Genomic DNA, 13,889 nt, shown 5'->3' with positions numbered 1-13,889 from the left:
ACTAGGGTTGCTCTGTGACACTTCTGTTACCTGTAGCGCTTGCCCAGCAAAAATCACCTGAGCTGATTTGCCTCCCTTTATCACTCATCTCACTAAAAAAATATAACGAAAGAATCGCCCCGAGCAGTCACAAAAATGTCACAACAATTTGTTAAGGGTGTCAGCCATTATTCATATTTCACTGCTGTGGATTCACGCTCTATGCTCGCACTACACAAATGGAAACTGCTTTTTCTCGCACTGGCGGCCAATCTGGCTTTAGTTGGCAGCCTTGCCAGTGGCGATATAAAAACCACTAGCGAATGGAATTGGCTAGACATAGTTGGCGAGGGCGGCTTGGCGTTGCTGGCATTAATTTGGTTGTTATTGATTTTGCACAGTCGCCCCGCTGGGCGCGTGACACAATTTCTCAGCTTGGGGCTGAGTGCGGTATTTATTGCTGGCTTTCAGGATTGGCTGGACGAATTCATTTATTTTCCCGAAGGGGCACTCTGGGATCACTGGATTGAATCGGGCTTTATGCCGATAGGGTTAATTTTATTAACCTTGGGTATTTATCACTGGCACAAAGAACAGCTATTAATTACTGAACAATTGCGTAAACGCGAGCGGCTTTTTCGTGAGCACCGCGGGCTTGACTTCACCACCAGTTTAAGCGGCGCACATTATTTACGCGTGCAATTACAGCACGAATTGGCACAGGGTAATCAGGAAAATCCGCTGGCGTTAGTGCTGATTGATATTGATAATTTTGCGCAGATTAATCGCCGCTATGGTAATCGTGAAGGTGACAATCTATTACATTCGTTGAGCGAGTTATTGCTGCTCAATATTCGCCGCAATGATTTACTCTGCCGTTATGCAGGCGATCGCTTTGCGCTGTTGCTACCGAACACGGGCAAACTCATGGCCAATACTATTGCGGCGGAAATATCCCAGGCCGTGCGCCATTTTGCATTTAAACCCCAACAGCAGCAGGATAGTATTTTTCATTCCGTGAGCATTGGTATCGCCTTCAGCTGCGGGCAAACGGCAGAAGCAGATACACCCGACAGTTTAATCGCCCGCGCCACCCAGGCATTACTCCATGCCAAGGAACAGCGCGACTCGCAACAATTGCGCGCAGCTTGATATGAGCGAGTCTGTAGAATTTCCGCTGTGCCCTGTGCCGCCGGTTTACTACGAGCGGGACAGCGCTATAGTGCACTCCCACTTTTGGCCAGCAGAATTAATCGACCTAGCACAGACAAGGGCAATTCCAGAGCACAAGCTGCTGCGCCACACCGGTATTTTTTGCGAAGACATTCATCGCCCGGATCACCGCATCTGCCCCGAACAACTGCTGCAATTAATCCAAAACATCACCAAAAATACTTCCGCTGACGACCTCAGCTTTTTAGTGGGGCACCAATTGTTACCGGGCAAGATTGCGGTTATTAGCGATCAATTAATGTCTTCAACCAATCTCGATGAATTGATTGATGCCCTAGTAGAACACCAAGCGTTTTTAAGCCCACTGATTAATATTCGCTGCTGCTATGAAGGTGATGCGCTAGTGCTCTATTGGCAAGATGCCTGTGGCGTGGAGGATTCATTTATTTTTTTAGTAGAAGCGTTAACTACTGCTATCAGCAGCCTTGCGCGCTGGCTTTCCAACAGCCGCCTGCCTTGGCAATTTTATTTTTCCCATAAGGCACCGACCTATATCGAACAGTATGAAGTACATCTCGGTGGGAATATTCACTTTGATTGCCAGCGCAATGCCATGGCTATCCACCGCGAATATTGTTATCAACCCTGGGTAAAAAATACAAATACGTCAGCAGAAAATTTTATAGGCACTTCAAGCAACATGATGAATGTTCCCACGAAAGGCTTTCTTGCCGCCGTCTATGATTACCTGAATAGCAATATCGCCACTGATCCGAATTTAGAACAAACCGCTGCCGACTTCGGCATGAGCAGCGCGAGCTTTAAACGCAAACTCAAAAAACATCGCAGCCACTTTCAGGCCATTTACGATCAGGTACGCAAAGACCTAGCCGTTTATTGGATTAATCAGGAAGGCTGGAGCAGCGAGCAAGTCGCAAAAAAATTACATTTCCACGATGTCGCGAATTTACGGCGCGCGTTTAAAAAATGGACGGGGCTGACACTGCTGGCGGCGCGCAGTTAGCAGGAAAGGAAATATTTACTGTCGATCAGCCGGATGATTAACGCCATCATTCACTGGCACATTGGGAATAAGAAAAGGATTCACTCCCTCTAAACATCCCACGTTGTAACCATAAAGTTCTGGATTGGAGCGGCGCTGGTGGTGGGTGTAAATACCACATACCGAACAAAAATAATGCTTTGCTTGATGCGTATTAAATTGATAAAACCGAAGCAGCGCCTCCCCTTTTACCACCCGAATTCCTGACAACAATGCAGACGCAACTACAGCACCTTTCCTGCGGCAGATAGAACAATCACACCGACGCGGATCAACAATGCCATCTGGCAAATCAATCTCCAACTCCACTGCCCCACAATGACAAGTGGCTTTGTGTTTTGGCTGGATATCAGTATTACCCACACGCTTGATCATAGAAATATTCCTTAAGTTTTTCCTTCAAACCAGTTATCCATTTTTTCTGCAACGATAAAACAGTAATCTCCTAAATCATTTGCATAATTGTTAAGAATAGATTCAATCTTACCAGTTTCAATATCTGCTTTTAATTTCAACAACCCCGATTGCAGCTCTGCATCCGAACATAAGTTACGGAATGAGGAAATTCCAGACCTGACAGATTGGGATAAATAGATCTCAGGCTGATATTTTCCGCTGTAGAGAAAAAGATCCTTAATTGTAGGTGACACTGAAAATCTCTCAATCTCAACTACTCTAAGCTTCGCCACATGTAGCGCACACTGAATATTATCCAACAACGGCATTTGCTCAACAGAACGAGCAAGCATGTTAGGAAAATAATGATTTAACCAGTAACGGTTCATTTGCTCTGGCAAAGAGGTAAAAATAACAAACTTGCCAGAAGGTTGCAGCAGCCTTGCCACCTCGGCAAAAGCTCGCCCTAAATCAGCAAAATGGTGAATCGCCAATGAGCACAGAGCCGCATGAAAAGCATTTGAGCTATAGGATGTTTGTTCAACATCAAAAATGCTCCACTGAACGAGTGAACTTTTAGCTTTCGCCTGTGTAATCATCAACTCCGATTGATCAAACGCACACCACTCTCCACCAAGGCGCGCAAGCTCAACCGTATAGTTTCCCGTGCCGCAACCTATATCAATATATAAACCATCTTTCCTCACTGATAGCAGACGCGCCATAGCACTTAAAATTTCAGGATCAGCACATCTTGTTGTGTCATATCCATTTCCAATTTGGTTGTATATCGCAGTCATAACCTCATCCACAGGAAAGTTATTATTTAGCACAAGGTCGATGGCAAAAATCACGTTATTTTAAGGTCGTGACAATTCAACCAAATCGTTAGTAAGACTATAAAAATCCTTCCCCATTTTTCCCACACTATTTAATTGTGCTTGATTGATAAAACCATCCAGCCAAACAGCATCATCCACAAAAATAGTTTTTACATCCAAGAGCGCAGCGCTGCCGCCCACGGGGAGGCTGCTGAAACGCACTACTTCGCGCAGTGTGCATTCGTAGCGGACTAAGGTGCCGCGTACCGAGGGAGGTTTAACACTGTGACTTGTGCATTGCTCAAGTTGGGCGAAATCGAATTCGCTTTGTTCAGCGGGAAGTGAGGCGCAGGTCTGGTTCATTTTTTCCAGTAATCGTGCGTTAACAATATGTACCACGCATTCTTTGGTATCGAGCAAATTGACCAGCGTATCTTTATCGCCACCCTCGCGCGGGTTAACTTGGGAATACCAGAGGATTGGCGGGTTGCAGCTGGCCACATTGAAAAAGGAATATGGCGCTATATTGGCCACGCCAATTTTTGACAGGGTACTGATCCACGCAATTGGGCGCGGCGTGACACCACCTACGAGCAGACGATAAATTTCTTGCGGGTTTAGCTGGGCCGTATCGAACAACATAATAAAAGTCCGGAAAAGTGTATTGCTGAATTTTCAGCGATACTAACAAAAAAGGAGCCTTGCGGCTCCTTGATTGCGGATCATGTAATTTAGTTTTTCCCGTCTTTCGGCAGCGAGTTGAGCGATACGATACGGGTTTTGCTGATTTTGTGGCGATAGATTTCGCGCAGGTATTTGATTGCTTTTTTCACGCTGTCGCGCGAGAGGCGAATATCGTTGATCGAGCAGAATTTTTCCGAGTCGTTGATTAACTCGCGGTATTTTTTCTCGTACATAGGTTTGATGGCGTACCAATTAGTATCGAGAATTTTTGCCGGGTTTTCGTATTCGTTAAGCATTTTATCTACGAGTGCCTCATCGAACTCCTCAGCGCGGATAAAGTCGAGCATGGCGCTATCCAGCTGTTCATCAAAACGGTAGGAGTCTTTGGCGAAGCAACGTTTGATAAAGGCGACAATTAAGGTGAGAAAGTCATCGCTCAAGCAGGGGCTTTTTACAATAAGCGTGGTTAAGGAAATATTCGCCGAGGCGCCAATCACCAAGGCATAGCGTTTTAATGTGGTATTGGGGAAGAGTGCGTTCAAATGGGATTTGAGTTTATTCAAATCCATGTAGCTGAGTTTGTAATCTTTTGGCAGGGAAATAATGGATACCACTGACGAGCAATTCTTGAAGAAGTGCAGGTCTTTTAAGGCGTTGGCGTCGTAACCTTTTTGCAGGTAGTTCGCCAGCGCCTCGCGGTAGCGTGCTGATTCAATCGGCAGCAAACTGATGCCTTCAATCGCCTGGGTCACTTTATTAAAGTGCGGCAAATCGATGGAGCGATAGAACAAATCATCGATGTTTAATTCGCCGATTTTTTTGGTATCTATGCCGCGCAGTTTATCTACACCCTGCGGAATACTGGCGGGAATAACGGATTCCGCGTAAGCAACCGCGACGGGGCCAGCGAGGCTCATAAATAAATCGTTCGCGTCGAGGCGAATGGTTTCGCCAATATCGATACCCGCGCGGCGGAAATAATTTTCGTCGTAATCAGTAGTCACTGCTTGTGCGGTGAGGATGTTAAAAATTTGCTGGGAGATATATTGGTTAGCGTATTTCTCCATGGCGTTAACATCAATGTGCTGGATCGCGCCTTCATCGGTTTCTTCGGCGTAGCGCATAATGTCGTTGGAGATCAGCATCATCGCGTTCCAGGGGCGAATGCGATGCATCACACTGGCTTCACTGCTGTCTTCGTTATCGAAGTTGTAGGAGAAATCCCACTCTTCCGATAAATATTTACACAGCAACCGCCCGGCGTTGATATGCAGCGCTTCCGACATTTCCACGCCGTGGTCGGAAATATTGGGCAGGATACAAATACCGCTGGTAAAAATCGGCTCAAACACAAACGAGTGGCCGCGATTACTGCTGTCCTCGGACTGGGCGCGCACATCAAATGTTTTGCTCATATAAGCGTACTGCTGAGCCAAACCAAATTCACTGGCCATACCTGAACCGGTGCCGCCGCCGGCGCTGAAAATGTAAAAATACAAGCGCGATTGGTTGGCTTTTATGCCGCAGGAATCGATGAGGTAAGAGTGCACAAATTTCCAATCGGGATTGGAAAAGCGTTGGGTATCTTTATTGAGAATAATTTTGGCGAGGTACTGACCAAGAATGGGCGCGTTGCCTGAACCGCCCGCATGGACTTCCGACAAGTCCATGATTTTCATTTTGGTGTAATCCTTGAGGAAACCGGCGCGCTCACCTTTATGGGAGAAACGGATGCGGCCTTCAATATCTTTATCTAAATCGCCAAGCATCACCAAGGGTTCGATTAAAAATACCGGCTTGAGTTGATGCGAGCCTTTTAAATGCAAGCTGCGTTTGATCCAGCGCATGGGCATGTGATCCGGCTCGCGCACTTCTTTTTCTTCGCTCAGAAATTCATTCAGATAAAAGTTGCGCGCGTTATAAACCAAGCTCGCCACATCTAACGCGATATTGGAACCGCAACGCCCCAAACCAATGAGGCAGACCGAGGGAAATTGCGGCTGCTTTTGGTTGTCGGCATCCTGTTGGTTTGCAAGGTGGGGGTAAACGCTATCGCGCAGGGTATCGAGGTTATGCAGAATTTTATTTAAATCCCGCTCGGTGAAGTACATGTAGCCATTGCCGTTAGCATTGGTGAGTGGACGACTGATAACCTCTACTTCCACCTCGGGACTGGCAGTGATTACGTCGTCCAGTTCGGTGGATTCAGTGGTGCGGGAGGTCTTTTTGGTGGCCATCGATAGGGTTCCTTTTACATGCGACAAGGTTACGAGCGACTAAGTTAAGAGCGAAGGAGAGCGATATTTTTATAGCTATTCAATGGCCGATATTAGCCAAAGTACCAAACACTCTTAACGCTAGTCGCGACTGGCGATAAATACAAATCGCCAACCCTGTCACAGTAAAAAAAACACCTGATTGTTAAAGATCGCCCGCAGGTTCGAGCAAGTTGATAACCGGCTGGCTCACGCGCCGATTCAACGCCGCGAGCACCGCGCCATCGCGGGCGTAAATATCTGGCTTAAATGCCACTTTGGTGTCGCTCACGGCATCCACCGTCCAATAAGCAAGCATGATGGGCACCCGCTTGGCGAGCGTCACATTACGGGTTTTGCCAGTCGCCAGGGTTTTGTTGATGGCCGCACCGTCCCAATTGGGGGTTTCCTCCAGCAGCAACTCCACCAGTTCCAATGTGCGCTCCACACGGATACAGCCCGAGCTAAACGCGCGCTGGCTTTTATTAAACAGGCGCTGGTGCGGCGTGTCGTGCAGGTACACCGCGTAAGGGTTGGGGAAACGAATCACCGCCTTGCCCAACGCCGCATCGTCGCCCGCATCCTGGCGCAGGGTGACATTGCCGGGGCGATACCAGTCGATGGTCGCCGGATCCAATTGCTGGCCGTTGCTGTCGAGTACGCGGATCTTATGCTCGCGCAGGTAACTTAAGTCCTTGCGCAACTTGGGCAATATATCCTTGCGCAAAATGGTAGGTGGCACTGTCCAGGTGGGGTTGAGGGTGATGTAGTTGACCTCGGACTTGAACACCGGCGTAGTGCGGTAGGACATGCCCACCTGCACCCGGGACTTCCACAGTTCTTTGCCACCCTTGAAATAGGTGATTTTGAAACCGGCGATATCCACCAACAACAGCTCGTCGGGAATGTTGTGCAGCAACCAACGCGCGCGATCCAGATTGACCCGGATTTGATCCACCCGCGCCTGAGCAGAAATATTCAGCGCCGCCCGAGTCGCCGGGCCTATGGCACCATCGTCCTCCAGATATTGATCGCGCTGGAATTGTTTGACCGCCGCCACCAGGTATTCATCAAAGACCTCATCATTATTAACTGCCGCAGCGCTACTACTGGCAGAACTGTCACTTGATGGGTTCGGCTGTGTGCTGCCTTCGCTGCTATCCGACTCTTCAAGCTGGGCACCCAGCTCGCCAGTGATGGCAGGATCCAGTACTGCGTAGTTGTTCGCCTCGCTTGCACCTGCCGAGCTAGTGCTCTTGGTTTGTGCCACCTTGGCATTCGCGGCAAGGCACGCCGCCACTGCCTGCACCTGCTCTTCGTCGCCCGGGTGTTGATACTCACCGGTTACACGCAGGCGATCACGCAAGAGCGCAACTTGAGGGTCGATCATGCAGGGTTTTAGCGTGGGGCCCGCGGGCAGTGAGAACCATCCCCCCTGAGCGGCAAGCTCGCGGTAGCGGCTCAACCCGGCCTGCAAGCTGGTATAGACGGGGTGTTGGGGGCGCGTTTGGGCAAACACATCCTCTATCCGGCGAGATTCAACGCCCTCACTCATCAACCCCGCCACCACGGCAGGCGATAATTCGTGCAGCTCGAAATTCCACTGGGGGTCCAGGCCGGCGGGATCGACCTTGCCGTTAAATAAATGATAGAGCGCGCGTAAATAAGCATTAGTAGCCAGCAGTTCCCACTCCACCAACTCACTGGCGATTGGCCGCTGACCGGTTTTTAACAAGCTGTGCATTTGGCGCAGAAAGCTGATGGAGTAATCCTCGGGGTCGAGGCCATCGGCGTGCAGCCCCTCCAGCGCTGAGATCAACTCCTGTAGACGGTTCAGATCAGACCAGGCCGGTTGAAAGCCACGCTGCTGATAAAAGCTGCTTACCGCCTGCGCCACCGGGCTGACCGTAGGCAAAGAGGAAGGGTCACCTGCTGGCGCCTGCAATGCCTGCACCCGGGCCTCCAACTCCGCAACTAACAAGGTGTTAGCCGCACCACGCAAATTCGTACCAGAATCCCTGGCCGCTTGCGCGGGTAATTCAAGGCTTAGTATTAAGCCCAAGGTTAGCAACAACAACCGCATAAACGAGCGCTCCTGCACGCTTAAAAAACAACGATGTATTTCCCAAAATGACTAAAAAAGGTCTAGAGACGGCATATTTTTTGATCAATTATTATTTGCCGCCTCAGGTTCATGATGCTAGCATTCAACAGCTTAACCCTGCTGCAAGGGTAAAAACATAATCTCACCTAGCAAGGCCGCTACAACTTCAATGACCCAGTGTGTCCGGGGATGTCCATGTTGTATTCACTATTGAAGGCCTTGTTTGTCTCGGCCGGTTTAACATTTTTGTGCTCTTCCGGCACCTTCGCCGCTCAGGATCGCCCCCTTACACTCCCCAAGCACACAGCTAACAACCCCTTTACGCACCCGGCCTTCGGCAAGGATCAATCCTTCCTGAACTTGCTGGATCGCCTTACCCGCGCGGCGCCGGGAGCCAATCCGCAAGTGATCAACATGGCGCTCACCGCGCTCGATTGCGCCCTGAAAAACGGCATGGAACCGGCGCGCAACCTGACCATGATCGACTATTCACTGGTCTCCACCCAAAAACGCCTGTGGGTATTTGATTTGGTGAGCGGCAAGCTGTTGTTCCACGAATTGGTCGCCCACGGCAAAAATACCGGTGAACACGTTGCCCGCCACTTTTCCAATACCTATGGCAGCCTGCAAACCAGCCTTGGCCTGTTCCGCACCAAGGAAACCTACATGGGCGCCAATGGATATTCCCTGCGCATGGAAGGTCTGGAAGAAGGGTTCAACGACAAAGCCATGGAGCGCGCCATTGTATTCCACGGTGCTCCCTATGTGGACTTAAAACTGGCTAAAAAACTCGGCCACCTGGGGCGGAGTTATGGCTGCCCGGCAGTGCGTAATGGCATCGCCCGTAAAGTGATAGACACCATTAAAGGCGACCAATTCCTGTTTTCCTACTATCCTGATAAACACTGGCTAGCGTCGTCCAAGTTTTTGAACTGCAACCGTCGCGAGCAGTTGGCCCAGCAAAACCTGCGTTAATCCCCCGCCTACCCGACAAGGCTGGTTTGCGCAGGATGATGCAAGCGCCAGTCTTAGTCTGTTAAGACATGTTAATCAAACCTTCATTAATCAGATTAATTTATCAAGCTGTGTAAAACCTGTCGCTGATCGGCGATGGAGCAGCTATATAGCCACTGTAATTACAAAACATAACAACGACCTGCAATCCCAAGGGAAAACACTTCATGAAAAACACACCACTAACACGCGCTATTGCACCTGTTTTATTCGCTTTTGCCGCCTGCTCTATCAGCACCCTGAGCACTGCTGCCGAAAGCAAAAAAGAGCCATGGCAGCTCGCTGAAGAAACCGAAGTCTGGGAGCCGGTACCACCGGTGGTATCCGCCCCTGCTAACGGCGTTCCCTCCGACGCCGTTGTATTGTTTGACGGCAAAGATTTAAGCAAATGGGAATCGGTTAACGGCGGCGGCGCTGCCTGGAATCTGGCCCAAGGCGCAGTAACCGTTGCAGCGGGCAAGGGCGATATTCGCACCAAAGAATCCTTCTGCGATGTGCAACTGCATATTGAGTGGAAAACCCCCACCGAAATCAAAGGTGCCGATGGCAAGTTGCTGGAAGGCCAAGGCCGCAGCAACAGCGGTGTGTTCTTCCAGGAACGCTACGAAATTCAGGTGTTGGATTCCTACAACAACAAAACCTACCCCAACGGTCAGGCGGCATCGGTTTACAAACAAACCATCCCCTTGGCTAACGCCACCCGTGCACCGGGCGAATGGCAGACTTATGACATTATCTTCACCTCGCCCAAGTTTGACGGCGACAAGCTCAGCAAACCCGGTTATGTGACTGTGCTGCACAACGGCGTATTGGTGCAGAACCACGTTGAAATTCAAGGTGCTACCGAGTGGATTGGCAAGCCGGTTTATAAAGCCCACGGCTGCGCCCCGATCCGCCTACAGGATCACAGCAACCCGGTGAGCTTCCGCAATATTTGGCTGCGCAAACTCTAAGATTTGGCTGATTTTTTTATCTGTCCGCTGACAGTTTTGTTTTGCCTGAACTGTCACTTCTTTGCGCCGCAGCTAACACTGCGGCGCTTTTTTCATAAAATCGTACTGGTATAGATTATGTCTTTACTTAAAAAAACAGCACTGCTGGGCTCGCTGATTGCCTGCAGCCTGCCGCTCTATGCACAAAGCCCCGCCGATTTTTTCAAGGAAAACAAAGCGTGGGTCACCACCACCAAAGCCAGTGCTGTGGGCAACAAATTACAACTGGCACCCACCAGCAAAGATGGCACCATCCTCGCACTTAGCGCCAGTAACGACGAGCACTTGGTCGCCCACGAATGGCTGGGGGATTCCGTATTGGATATGGAGTTTTTGGTCACCGAAGGCAGCGACGCCAAACTGTTTATCCAAGGCCGCTACGCGGTAGATTTAAAAAACGTCACTAACGAATGGCAGCACCTGCGCGCCAAATTCCGCGCACCACGCTACAACGAAGCCAGCATCAAAACCGAACCCGCATTGATTCTGGAAGTCACGATTAACGGCGAGCCAGTGCTGACCAACGATATTCGCACCGGCCTGAGCGAAGGCTCCAGCATTCCGTGGGAAGGTACGGGCGGCCCCACCAGCTTGCTGGTCAAAAAAGGTCAAATGGCACTACGCAATTTCACTCTAGCCGGCGCCGATTTCTCGCTGGTAACCCTGCCTAAAAACTCCGGTGAAGCTACCAACGAAAAAGAACTGGTGGATTTTGTGGCCTTGGGTAAAGAAACCTTTGGCGCTGTAGGCTGTAACGCCTGTCACTTGGTTTCCGCAGATGACAGCGGTGTCAGCACCGGCCCCAACCTCTATGGGCTGTTTAAACGCGAGCCACGCAACCGCGAAGTGGTTGAGGGCGGCGAAGGTCATCGCTTTACGGTAAAAGCCGATCGCCAATACCTGCACCGCAGCCTGCGTGAACCCGAAGCACAGTTAGCAATTGCCGAGAGCGGCGCCAAAAAAGGCGAAGCTTACTTGCCAATCATGCCCGCATTTTCGGCGCAAGTATTGAGCGATGTACAAATCGATGCAATTGGCGACTATTTGGCCACGCTTAACCCACCGGCAGAACAAGGCCCGGCGATTAAATTACTCGCGCAAACCGGCGCGGAAGAATACGACCCGGTAAAAGATCGCCTGCAATTTTTAGTAGGTGATGAAGTGCGCATCCAACGTGGCCCAATGGTGCTGAGCGATGGCTTTGGCAGCTCGGGCCGCGCCATCCATGTAGGCACCCCCTGGGGCGTGAACTACACCTTTGATCCACGCCTGCTAGCCGTTACCAAAATTTGGCAAGGTGGCTTCTTGGATATGAGCGGCGAGTTTTTGAATCGCGGCGGCAAGGGTTTAAAAATGGGCTTTGAAAGCCGCGAGATCAGCCTTGGCAACAAAGCGTTTTTGATCGCCCCACTCAATGCTAAAGGTGAAGTGATCGATTTCTCCTTCAAGGAAGCCCAGTATGGGGATGCAGCCACGGTAAAAGCCTCGCTGGAAAGCAAAGAGGATCACCTGCCCCGTGTAGCGGCGATGGACGCACAATTCCTCGGCTACTTCCGCGATTCCAAACAGAAGCAGCAACTGCCCAGCTTCAAGTATCGCGTAGGCAAAAACACGCTGGAGATTCAAACCAACATCGCTGCCGATGGCACAGTGACGGTCAACCTCACCGGTGAATTGGCCAGCCCGCAAACCTTTGCCCTTAACGGCGATGCGCTGCAAAACATCAGCAGCAAACAAGGCAAAATCGCCAACCAACAATGGACTTTACCCGCCGGTAAAACCAAGGCCAGCCTGAGCGCCAAAATAACCCTGACAAACAACCCCTGGCGCCCGGAAGTGGTGAAGTTTGATCACTACAAACAGCCGGTAAAAATCACCGAGTCCAAAGCCAATATGCCTGCCGGTTACAAAGTGGAAAGCTACTATCCGCCCAAAGATAATTTTGGCCGCGAGCAATTGTTTGAAGCCCTGGGTTTGAGCCTGACCGAAGACGACACAGTAGTAATCGCCACCCGCACCGCCGGCATTTGGCGCATGGTGAAAGGCCAGTGGCAATTGTTTGCGGAAGGCACTTTTGACAGCCTGGGCGTAATCGCCGAAGACAAAAAAGGCCTGACGGTTGTGGTTGGCCAGAAAGCCGAATTGACGCGCATCAGCGATACCAATGGCGACGGCGTGGCCGACAAGTTTGACACCCTGTTTGATGCCCACTCCTACCACGGCAACTATCACACCTATATGCACGGCCCGGCGCGCGGTAAAGACGGCGCTTACTACATTAGCCTCAACCTCGCCCACAACGAAGCTGGCTCCAGCTACAAGGCCGGCGGCCAATACATGGGCACCGAAGGCGGCTTGGGCGGCTGGAATATTCGTGTCGAACCCAACGGCAAATTCACGCCATGGGCTTACGGTTTGCGCAGCCCCGCTGGCTTGGGCACTTCACCGGATGGCCGCCTCTGGTATTCAGATAACCAGGGCGAATACATGAGCACCTCCAAGATCTTTGTGATCGAAAAAGATACCTACTACGGCCACCCATCGGCCTTGGTTGACCTGCCCGGTGTAACACCTGAAATGGCGGAAAAAACCCGTGACAGCATGCTGGATAAACGCGCCGATGCGATTATTTTGTTGCCACATAACCGCGTCGCCAACTCACCCGGCCACCCGGCGTGGGATACCACCAAAGGCAAGTTCGGTGCTTTTGCCGGGCAGATGTTGATGGGCGACCAGACCCAATCCAACCTGTTGCGCATTGCGGTGCAAACCGTGGATGGCAAAGAGCAAGGCAGCGTGATGCCGTTTATCGATGGTTTGGAATCCGGCGTAATGCGCCCACTGTTCCTGAAAGATGGCAGCCTGTTACTCGGCCAAACCGGTCGCGGCTGGCAGGCGAAAGGTGGTCATGTCGCAAGCCTCCAACGCATAGTGTGGGATGGCAAAACCGTCGCACCAGCGATTCATGAAATGCTGGCAACAGCTACCGGTTTTAGTTTGCAATTAACCCAACCACTGGCCGCGCAAATCACCGCAGAGCAGTTGCAATCGCTGCTGGCATTGGAGTCTTGGGTGTATCGCGATGCGGCGGATTACGGTTCGGATGAGCTGGGTATGCAGAAAGAAACCATCAAAGCCCTGCGCATCAGCGCCGACCGCAAAAGTATCGAGATTGATTTAGGTTCGCTCGTGCAAGCCAAGGTTCACCCACAGCAAACCGCGCGGGTGTATCATGCCAACCTCAACAGCAAAACACTGTTTGCGAAAGATGCACCGGAAAAAATGGAGGCTTATTACACACTCTATAAATTTCCCGCTGCGAAGCAATAGCTCTACGCTGTAAGGTAGAAGCCGGATAGCGGCATTTACTCTGGGACACGCCGTAAACCCATCCATGGGGGCTCGTCG

At 50.7% G+C, this 13,889-nt stretch carries 10 protein-coding genes; 5 read left to right on the top strand and 5 right to left on the bottom strand.

The window, feature by feature from the left end:
* The first annotated feature begins 135 nt into the window (after positions 1-135).
* Both NNX04_RS17930 and NNX04_RS17925 read left to right on the top strand, forming a co-directional pair.
* On the top strand, positions 136-1,131 hold the full coding sequence (locus NNX04_RS17930; protein WP_007644964.1) for a GGDEF domain-containing protein: 996 nt from the start codon (positions 136-138) through the stop codon (positions 1,129-1,131).
* 1 nt (position 1,132) lies between these two features.
* The gene (locus NNX04_RS17925; protein WP_261946681.1) at positions 1,133-2,176 is read left to right on the top strand and encodes an AraC family transcriptional regulator; all 1,044 of its coding nucleotides are present in this window, start codon (positions 1,133-1,135) and stop codon (positions 2,174-2,176) included.
* Between the two features lie 15 nt (positions 2,177-2,191).
* Here NNX04_RS17925 and NNX04_RS17920 read toward each other — a convergent pair whose 3' ends face one another.
* From NNX04_RS17920 to NNX04_RS17900, 5 genes are all read right to left on the bottom strand, one after another.
* Positions 2,192-2,590, bottom strand: coding sequence for a GFA family protein (locus NNX04_RS17920; protein WP_261946680.1), 399 nt, complete (start codon positions 2,588-2,590; stop codon positions 2,192-2,194).
* Positions 2,591-2,601: 11 nt separating this feature from the next.
* Complete coding sequence (locus NNX04_RS17915) at positions 2,602-3,411, bottom strand: class I SAM-dependent methyltransferase (protein WP_151056167.1); 810 nt, start codon at positions 3,409-3,411, stop codon at positions 2,602-2,604.
* Between the two features lie 60 nt (positions 3,412-3,471).
* On the bottom strand, positions 3,472-4,074 hold the full coding sequence (locus tag NNX04_RS17910) for a flavin reductase family protein (protein WP_261946679.1): 603 nt from the start codon (positions 4,072-4,074) through the stop codon (positions 3,472-3,474).
* 89 nt (positions 4,075-4,163) lie between these two features.
* Positions 4,164-6,353, bottom strand: a complete 2,190-nt coding sequence (locus NNX04_RS17905) for a hypothetical protein (protein ID WP_261946678.1) — start codon at positions 6,351-6,353, stop codon at positions 4,164-4,166.
* Between the two features lie 184 nt (positions 6,354-6,537).
* Positions 6,538-8,454 carry a L,D-transpeptidase family protein gene (locus NNX04_RS17900; RefSeq protein ID WP_261946677.1) on the bottom strand — a complete coding sequence of 639 codons (1,917 nt, stop codon included), beginning with the start codon at positions 8,452-8,454 and terminating at the stop codon, positions 6,538-6,540.
* Positions 8,455-8,670: 216 nt separating this feature from the next.
* On the opposite strand from NNX04_RS17900, the gene NNX04_RS17895 reads away from it, so the two are divergent.
* The 3 genes from NNX04_RS17895 (at position 8,671) to NNX04_RS17885 (ending at position 13,811) form a co-directional block, all read left to right on the top strand.
* On the top strand, positions 8,671-9,450 hold the full coding sequence (locus NNX04_RS17895; protein ID WP_157152625.1) for a murein L,D-transpeptidase catalytic domain family protein: 780 nt from the start codon (positions 8,671-8,673) through the stop codon (positions 9,448-9,450).
* Between the two features lie 206 nt (positions 9,451-9,656).
* Positions 9,657-10,442: a 3-keto-disaccharide hydrolase gene (locus NNX04_RS17890; RefSeq protein ID WP_261946676.1), complete on the top strand. Its 786-nt coding sequence runs from the start codon at positions 9,657-9,659 to the stop codon at positions 10,440-10,442.
* 117 nt (positions 10,443-10,559) lie between these two features.
* The gene (locus tag NNX04_RS17885) at positions 10,560-13,811 is read left to right on the top strand and encodes a cytochrome c (RefSeq protein ID WP_261946675.1); all 3,252 of its coding nucleotides are present in this window, start codon (positions 10,560-10,562) and stop codon (positions 13,809-13,811) included.
* Positions 13,812-13,889: the final 78 nt, after the last annotated feature.

This window comes from Cellvibrio sp. QJXJ (assembly GCF_024452345.1).
GTDB lineage: Bacteria > Pseudomonadota > Gammaproteobacteria > Pseudomonadales > Cellvibrionaceae > Cellvibrio.
This window is presented reverse-complemented; position numbering and strand designations above follow the sequence as displayed.

Coding starts and splice junctions, on each gene's coding strand:
- NNX04_RS17930 (WP_007644964.1), top strand. CDS start 136: ATGTCACAACAATTTGTTAAGGGTGTCAGCCATTATTCATATTTCACT.
- NNX04_RS17925 (WP_261946681.1), top strand. CDS start 1,133: ATGAGCGAGTCTGTAGAATTTCCGCTGTGCCCTGTGCCGCCGGTTTAC.
- NNX04_RS17920 (WP_261946680.1), bottom strand. CDS start 2,590: ATGATCAAGCGTGTGGGTAATACTGATATCCAGCCAAAACACAAAGCC.
- NNX04_RS17915 (WP_151056167.1), bottom strand. CDS start 3,411: ATGACTGCGATATACAACCAAATTGGAAATGGATATGACACAACAAGA.
- NNX04_RS17910 (WP_261946679.1), bottom strand. CDS start 4,074: ATGTTGTTCGATACGGCCCAGCTAAACCCGCAAGAAATTTATCGTCTG.
- NNX04_RS17905 (WP_261946678.1), bottom strand. CDS start 6,353: ATGGCCACCAAAAAGACCTCCCGCACCACTGAATCCACCGAACTGGAC.
- NNX04_RS17900 (WP_261946677.1), bottom strand. CDS start 8,454: ATGCGGTTGTTGTTGCTAACCTTGGGCTTAATACTAAGCCTTGAATTA.
- NNX04_RS17895 (WP_157152625.1), top strand. CDS start 8,671: ATGTTGTATTCACTATTGAAGGCCTTGTTTGTCTCGGCCGGTTTAACA.
- NNX04_RS17890 (WP_261946676.1), top strand. CDS start 9,657: ATGAAAAACACACCACTAACACGCGCTATTGCACCTGTTTTATTCGCT.
- NNX04_RS17885 (WP_261946675.1), top strand. CDS start 10,560: ATGTCTTTACTTAAAAAAACAGCACTGCTGGGCTCGCTGATTGCCTGC.